The 6,179-nt window shown below is 53.5% G+C and carries 6 protein-coding genes; 5 read left to right on the top strand and 1 reads right to left on the bottom strand.

Annotated elements, in window-relative coordinates; all coding sequences use genetic code 11:
* A partial coding sequence (locus tag VLH40_02925; protein ID HSV30963.1) for a zinc-binding dehydrogenase occupies positions 1-613 on the top strand: 613 nt, incomplete at its 5' end.
* 119 nt (positions 614-732) lie between these two features.
* Here the strand turns inward: VLH40_02925 and VLH40_02920 are convergent.
* On the bottom strand, positions 733-1,149 hold the full coding sequence (locus VLH40_02920; protein ID HSV30962.1) for an ACT domain-containing protein: 417 nt from the start codon (positions 1,147-1,149) through the stop codon (positions 733-735).
* Between the two features lie 272 nt (positions 1,150-1,421).
* Between VLH40_02920 and ilvE the strand changes: the two genes are divergently transcribed.
* From ilvE to VLH40_02900, 4 genes are all read left to right on the top strand, one after another.
* Entirely contained in the window at positions 1,422-2,342 is a 921-nt protein-coding gene (gene ilvE, locus VLH40_02915; protein ID HSV30961.1) for a branched-chain-amino-acid transaminase, read from the top strand.
* 114 nt (positions 2,343-2,456) lie between these two features.
* The gene (locus VLH40_02910; protein HSV30960.1) at positions 2,457-2,801 is read left to right on the top strand and encodes a carboxymuconolactone decarboxylase family protein; all 345 of its coding nucleotides are present in this window, start codon (positions 2,457-2,459) and stop codon (positions 2,799-2,801) included.
* 403 nt (positions 2,802-3,204) lie between these two features.
* Complete coding sequence (locus VLH40_02905) at positions 3,205-4,614, top strand: TrkH family potassium uptake protein (protein ID HSV30959.1); 1,410 nt, start codon at positions 3,205-3,207, stop codon at positions 4,612-4,614.
* A gap of 73 nt (positions 4,615-4,687) precedes the next feature.
* Positions 4,688-6,052 carry an acetyl-CoA carboxylase biotin carboxylase subunit gene (locus tag VLH40_02900; protein ID HSV30958.1) on the top strand — a complete coding sequence of 455 codons (1,365 nt, stop codon included), beginning with the start codon at positions 4,688-4,690 and terminating at the stop codon, positions 6,050-6,052.
* Positions 6,053-6,179: the final 127 nt, after the last annotated feature.

Genomic DNA, 6,179 nt, shown 5'->3' with positions numbered 1-6,179 from the left:
CTTTGAAGAAGCGGCGATGGTCGAACCACTGGCGGTAGGGATCTACTCCGTGAAACGGGCCCAGGCGGAACCCGGCCATACCGCCCTGGTTTTGGGAAGTGGTCCCATCGGTTTGGTGACCATTCAGGCGTTGATAGCCCGGGGGATTACCGAGGTCATTGCGACCGATATCTATGATTATCGGCTCCGGAAAGCTCAGGATATGGGTGCAAAATACGTCTTCAACGGGCAAAACCCGGACCTCAGGAAAGCGGTTAGGGAAGTGACCGGCGGAAAAGGGGTGGACCTGGTTTTCGAAACGGCGGGCAGCGTCCCGACCACCCAGCAGACGGTGGACTTCTCCAATCAGGGGGCGCGCATTGTCCTGATTGGCCTGCCCTCGCAGAGCCACTTCGATTTTCCGATTATCGAAACCATCGCCAAAGAACTGGATATCCTGGGGATCTTTCGCTATGCCAATGTCTATAAGGGCTGTGTTGATCTCCTGAACGCGGGAAAAGTGAACCTGAAACCTTTGATCACCCACCGTTTCAGCCTGGAGAACACTCAGCAGGCGTTGGAGTTTGCGCACGAACATAAAGCCGAGTCGATCAAGGCGGTGATCAACCTCTAACCCCTGCCAATGGGTATGATTGCGTCGCGGGCCGTCGCCCGGGAATGGACGCCTCAATCAAACACACCTGGTGTCTGGGTAAGTCAGGTGTGTTTGATTGGTCTTGCGAAACAGCCGTTTCAGAGCTCGAAGTCTTCCAATAGCAGTATGCCGTGGTTCCTCAGGAGTTCCTGGGCCTTCGGGTATTCTTCGACCCGCAAAACAACATAGGCACCGTTTCCCAGCGGTGTGACAAAGGCGTACAGGTATTCAATCGAGAACCCGTTTTTGGTGAGCAATTCCACGACCTCACTCAATCCGCCCGGCCGGTCCGCAACGGCGACGACCAGGATTTCGGTGATGGTGGCGGTGAAATTCCCCTTTTTCAGTTTTTCTAAAAGTCCTTCTGGGTTGGCTACGATGAAACGGAGTACCCCAAATTCGGCGGTGTCAGCCAGCGCCAGCGCCCGTAAATTCACACCCCACTCGGTCATTGTTTTCAGTATCGTATGAAGACTGCCCGGTTTGTTCTCGAGAAAAACGGATATTTGTTTCATGATCGATCCCCCTCCCGGCGCAGCTCGATAACCCGCCGGGCTTTTCCTTCGCTTCCAGCGAAACTATAGGTTCCGGTAGTTTCACTGAATAGACAATGTTCACTCGGGCTTGCTTTGTTATCAATGCTCTTGACCGTCACGATTATACACTATTATGCTATTCACGAAGTGGGCATCCGGAAAAAAGGGACTGGAGAGCATTTCCGGCTCTCAGTGATTGTTTCGGATTCTGTTATAATGGAAGCACAAAAACGGAAGCGGGAGCGTGCCTCATGCAGGAATTGGATTTGATCTGGATGAACGGAAACCTGGTCAAGTGGGACGAGGCCAGACTACATGTCCTGACCCATGCCCTCCATTACGGTACGGCGGTTTTTGAAGGGATCCGCTGTTATCACACAAATCAGGGGGCCGCGGTTTTTCGCCTGGCTGAACATGTTCGGAGGCTTTTTGATTCGGCATTGATCATCCGGATGTGCATTCCCTACTCCCGGCGGGAAGCGGAAGAGGCCATTCTAAGGACGATCCGGGCCAACCGGGTGGAGGCGTGCTACATTCGTCCCATTGCCTTTCGCGGGTATGGGAAAATGGGGGTTGATCCCACCGACTGTGTCGTTGACTTGGTGGTCGGAGTCTGGGTCTGGGGAGCATATATGGGTGATCAGAGCCTCCAACAAGGGATCCGGGCAAAAATATCCTCGTACGCCCGGAACTCAATCAACTCCAGTTCTCCCCGGGCGAAGACAAGTGCCAACTACCTGAACTCGGCCCTGGCGAAAATGGAAGCTCGGGAACTCGGTTACGACGAAGCAATTCTACTCGATATGAACGGGTTTGTATCCGAGGGGAGCGGGGAAAATATCTTTTATGTGAAAGACGGCGTCATATATACCCCGCATCCCTATTCAATCCTACTGGGCATTACCCGTAACGCAGTCATGACCATTGCCCGGGACGCCGGATATCGGGTTGAAGAAACCCTCGCGACCCGGGACGACCTCTATTTGGCCGATGAAGCCTTTTTTACGGGAACAGCGGCCGAAATCACACCGATCGTAAATATCGATGGCAGGCCGATTGGAGAGGGTAAGCCAGGGCCAGTCACCCGCTATCTCCAGGAGATCTTTTTCCGTGCGGTCAAAGGGGAAGTGACTGAGTACCGTGACTGGCTTACTCCCGTCAATCAATTCTGAGAGATGATTACTCGTCCCGAACCCGAAGGAAAATCAAATCTTTTCGCGAGTATGACCCTGCTATTCGGCACACCGGTACCCTCAACCCTTGTTTTTTTTGGGAGGTGAAGTTCCATGAGTCTGGATCCGAAGGAATTTTATGCCAGTTATCGGGAAGAATTACGGGCTCTCCGGAGGGAGAGCCCCGAGCTTTTAGAAGGCTTTAACACGTTTTATCACAAATTCATGGGAGAAGGACGTCTTGACCTCAAAGCCAAGGAACTCATCTCGTTGGGTATTGGTGTGGCGATCCATTGTGAACGCTGTATCCTTATCCATGTACGATCCGCCTGGAAAGCCGGAGCCAGTCGGGAAGAGATAATGGAAGCGGCGGGCGTCGGTGTGGTTATGGGAGGCGGACCGGCTTTTACACAACTGACCCTGGTGAAAAAAGCTTTTGACAGTCTCGTTCCTGAATGATCTGAACTGCGTCATCGCAGATTTTGGGAAGTATTTGGTTTCGATGTCCCCGGGCATCATGACTGATGTGTACTCGTTCCTCGTGGACGCCAGCCAGGTCCGGGAAGACGGCAACCTCGTTGGAGGAGCGTACTCTTGAGTTGCGCGGCGAAACTTCGTCAACCCGTCTCCTCTGTAAATAAAACGGTGAGGGGCAGAAGGGTAAAAAATCTTTACACCCTTTATCCCATCGCCAATTTTCATAAATGCTCCTGTCGGTCCCGCCGACAGATTAGCTCCTCCGGTAGCATCTGGTAGCGGGCGGAAGGCCCCGGATGAAGAATGTGGCATCTGATTGCAGCCCGCCGAATTCACGAGAAGAGTTCGGTTGTTTTTCCTGGGAAAAGGTGTAATATGTTTTTCCATGGGGTTGGAGACGCTGAAGAAACGATTAACTGCCCTACAACAACTGGCCGGTGACAACAAAAGCGGGTTCGGAAACCTGTCCGACCGAATTGGAGGATTGATCCACCGCTTAAGTCCGGCTTATCTTATCCTGTTCGGGTATGCTATGATCATCCTCATCGGAGCACTTCTCCTGTCGCTACCCTCGATGGTCACGGCGGGAAACCGACTCACCTTCATCGACGCTCTGTTCACATCGGCTTCGGCGATCTGTGTAACCGGTTTGATCGTGGTCGATACTGCGACCTTCTTTAGTCCCCTGGGACAGGTTGTGATCCTGATCCTCATTCAGGCCGGCGGGTTGGGGTATATGACTTTCAGCACGATCCTGGCTTTGATCTTCCGGCGGCGGATCGAGTATCGGGACCGCCTGGCGATCAAGGAATCACTCAGCCTGATCGCGCCAGGCGGAGTGGTGCGTTTTACTATCACCATCATCAAATACACTTTTTTTGTGGAAATGATCGGGGCCAGCCTCTTGTTTATGGCCTTCGTCCGGATCCTGCCCCCCGGACGGGCGTTCTTCTCGGCGATCTTCCATGCGGTTTCCGCCTTCTGCAACGCCGGTTTTTCCGTATTCAGCACCAACCTGGAAGGGTTTTCCGGTGACCCGTTAGTCATCCTGGTGGTGATGGCCTTGTTTATCCTGGGGGGGATCGGGTTTATCGTCATGGCCGAAGTGATCCACCGAAAGCGCGACTACAGCCTCCATGTGCAGGTCGTGATTAGGACGACCGTGTGCCTGATTGCTTTGGGGACCGGTCTCATCCTGTTGTTCGAATGGAACAATCCCGAGACACTGGGGGCGCTGAGCTTTTCCGAAAAGATTATGAACAGCCTTTTCCAATCCAGCGCTCCCCGTACCGCCGGGTTCCATACCTTGCCTATTGGAGCTCATACTCCGCCAACCTTGTTCCTGATGATCGGGCTCATGTTTATCGGCGCCTCGCCGGGGGGGACAGGGGGTGGGGTGAAAACGACGGTGCTGGCCTTGGTGCTGGGTTTGGTGCTTTCTACCCTCCAGGGGAAAAGCCATGTCGAAATCGCCCGCCGGAGGATTTCCCCGGTCGTGCTCAACCGGGCGATTTCTCTGGTGGTTATGGCTGTCTTTTTCCTGCTGGGGATCATCGTCGTCATTTTGAGCATTCAACCCCTGGCCCCGATGCCGGTTATTTTCGAAGTATTTTCGGCGTTTGGGACGGTGGGCCTCTCCATGGGCATCACCGCGGAGTTGGCGAGTTTCAGCAAATTCTTAATTATTATCACCATGTATGTGGGCCGGGTGGGCTTTTTCTCTTTATTGATGCTCCGTTGGCATAAAGAAAGGCAGGATATTCTAGTTTTTCCCGAGGAAAACATCGCGGTATGATGAGACGTGTGATAACCTGCTAAGCGATGTCTCAGCGGCGGTTGTTGGGTCGATTTATCAAGGATGGACTGAGGTGAGCCGGGTGTTTGAAAAAGTGCTTGTTGCGAACCGGGGTGAGATTGCCCTGCGGATCGTCCGGGCCTGCCGTGAGCTTGGTTTGAAGACGGTGGGGGTGTATTCCGAAGCGGATCGGAATCTCCTGCATCTTGACTTTGTTGACCAAAAGGTTTTCCTGGGAGGAAATATGCCTCTGGAAACCTATTTGAATCAGGAAAAGATATTAAAAGCCTGTCAACTGACCCGCTGTGACGCGGTACACCCCGGATATGGATTCTTATCGGAAAACATCAAGTTTGCCGAACTGGTGACCGGGCAGGGGATCACCTTTATCGGTCCGGACGTGGCGGTCCTCCGGGATATGAAAAATAAGCTTCAGGCTAAAAGAAAGCTTCTTCAAGCGGGAGTTCCGGTGATTCCCGGCTCAAGCGGAACGGTGAGCGATCTGAGCGAAGCCCGCCAAATCTCCGGGGAAATAGGGTATCCGCTGATGATCAAAGCCTGTTTGGGTGGCGGAGGGCGGGGAATCCGCGTTGTCGAGTCGGAATCGGTGCTGGCCGATGCGTTCAACGGGGCCTGCCGAGAGGCTGGGTTCGCCTTTGGCTGTGCCGAAGTGTATATCGAAAAACTGCTTGGCAGTTCCCGCCACATTGAAGTCCAGATTCTCGCCGACCGGCATGGTCAGGTCATCCATCTGGGGGAGAGAGAGTGTTCTCTTCAGAGAAGACGGCAGAAAATACTGGAAGAATCACCTTCTCCCGGCATCGATCCAGACCTCAGGGAACGGATCCTCCAGGCCGCGGTTACGGCAGCGCGTACCCTGGAGTATACAACCTGCGGCACCTTTGAATTCCTGGTGACCAATTCCGGAGAATTTTATTTTATGGAGCTAAACGCCAGAATTCAGGTGGAACACCCAGTGACGGAGTTGGTGACCGGGGTGGATATCGTCCGAGAGCAGATCCGAACCAGCGCGGGAGAGCCGCTGCGGGTGACCCAGCGTGATATTCAGGCGCGGGGTCATTCCATTGAAATGAGAATAAACGCCGAGGACCCTGAACGGAATTTCATGCCCTCGCCGGGCACCCTTACCCGTTTTGATATACCCCGGGGACCGGGCATACGAGTCGATTCACATTGTTTTACCGGGTATACCGTTCCCCCGCATTATGACTCGCTGATCGCCAAGCTGGTGGTTTGGGATAGTGACCGGCCCTTCGCCGTACGCCGCGCCCGGGAAGCGCTGCAATCCTTTATTGTCGAAGGAGTAGCGACGACGGTGCCGTTTCATCTCAAAATCCTTCAGGACCAGGACTTTCTGGAAGGCCGTTTTCACACCCGCTTTCTGGAGGAACGCGATGAGCGGATAGTGGAATGCTGAGGACGACCAAAGTGAGTGGTTGTTGGTAAATCATCTCGTGCTATATGAAACGCATTAAACTTTTGAACATAGCGCCCTAAGCGATTCATTAGGTTGCTCCCATTGAGCAAACTGATTTAAGATAGCG

The organism is Atribacteraceae bacterium, assembly GCA_035477455.1.
Taxonomy (GTDB): domain Bacteria; phylum Atribacterota; class Atribacteria; order Atribacterales; family Atribacteraceae; genus DATIKP01.
Note: the sequence above shows the minus strand (reverse complement) of the source record. Positions and strands in the feature narration are given on the sequence as shown.

Bases quoted from the DNA above. Each gene is read 5' to 3' on its own strand.
- VLH40_02920 (HSV30962.1), bottom strand. From the start codon at position 1,149: ATGAAACAAATATCCGTTTTTCTCGAGAACAAACCGGGCAGTCTTCAT.
- ilvE (HSV30961.1), top strand. From the start codon at position 1,422: ATGCAGGAATTGGATTTGATCTGGATGAACGGAAACCTGGTCAAGTGG.
- VLH40_02910 (HSV30960.1), top strand. From the start codon at position 2,457: ATGAGTCTGGATCCGAAGGAATTTTATGCCAGTTATCGGGAAGAATTA.
- VLH40_02905 (HSV30959.1), top strand. From the start codon at position 3,205: ATGGGGTTGGAGACGCTGAAGAAACGATTAACTGCCCTACAACAACTG.